This window comes from Candidatus Jidaibacter acanthamoeba (assembly GCF_000815465.1).
Taxonomy (GTDB): Bacteria; Pseudomonadota; Alphaproteobacteria; order Rickettsiales; family Midichloriaceae; genus Jidaibacter; species Jidaibacter acanthamoebae.
In genome coordinates, this window is sequence record NZ_JSWE01000120.1 from 1 (window position 1) to 888 (window position 888).

The 888-nt window shown below is 34.0% G+C and carries 1 protein-coding gene; it reads left to right on the plus strand.

The features are described from left to right. The first annotated feature begins 228 nt into the window (after window positions 1-228). Window positions 229-405, plus strand: a complete 177-nt coding sequence (locus NF27_RS12455; protein WP_161791815.1) for a hypothetical protein — start codon at window positions 229-231, stop codon at window positions 403-405. Window positions 406-888 lie beyond the last annotated feature (483 nt).

Consider the following 888-nt stretch of genomic DNA (forward strand, 5'->3'; position numbering starts at 1 on the left):
TATGCTTTTACTTCATGACGCCTGGCATTGAGGTAATCACATAATATTGTTAGGTTATAACCATTCCTTGTCAGGTTTGGTTCTAATGCATTAAGGTCTGGTGATAATACTGATTGGGCTGTTGCTATACTTATAGGTTTTTCTCCAATTTGATAACCCTTCTCTAGTACTCTAGCAAGGTAATAAGTAATCTGTAAAGGTGTAATTAGCTGGTCGGAAAGTAGGATAATGGCGTCTTTAGTAAGGATATCATGGGGGTTGACTTTATCTCCTGTACAATTACTCAGAATCCATTCAATAAACTTAGGACTATTAATACCTAAAGAACTTAGTTCAAAAAGTTTTGCACGTGCGCCTACTTCTTCTAGTACAGGATTGCGTAGATCGTTTGCTAATTTAGGGTGACCTAAAAGGGGTCACAACAGAAAACGGAAAATATCCTACGCTAATACATTAAATATACTTTACAGCTAATTCCTAAGATCTTAACCTGCTTTCAAAGCAGAGCAATGAGTAATATTGTGTTATATGGGTAATAATTATTGATAAGGATTTAAGTAAGAGGTAAATATCGGCTTAGGTATATTTAAAAAGAGAAATTAAAGATCCCTTAAGAGATTATAAATGGGAGAGTTTTTAAATATATAACTTCGTAGGCTCTATTTACCTGACTTATAATTTTACCAACTCTATTCCTTTTTAGGCCCCAGTGCTCACGTCACATATTTACCACTCTCTGTTCCATTGCTCTTTCTTTAACTCTGTTATAAAGCGGCGAATCAAATGTATATCCATCTGGGTACTGATTAGTATATTTTTCAATAGTATTCTTTAAGAATTTATCGCCACTAGGCTGAGAACATATCAATTTAACTGGAGATTATATTT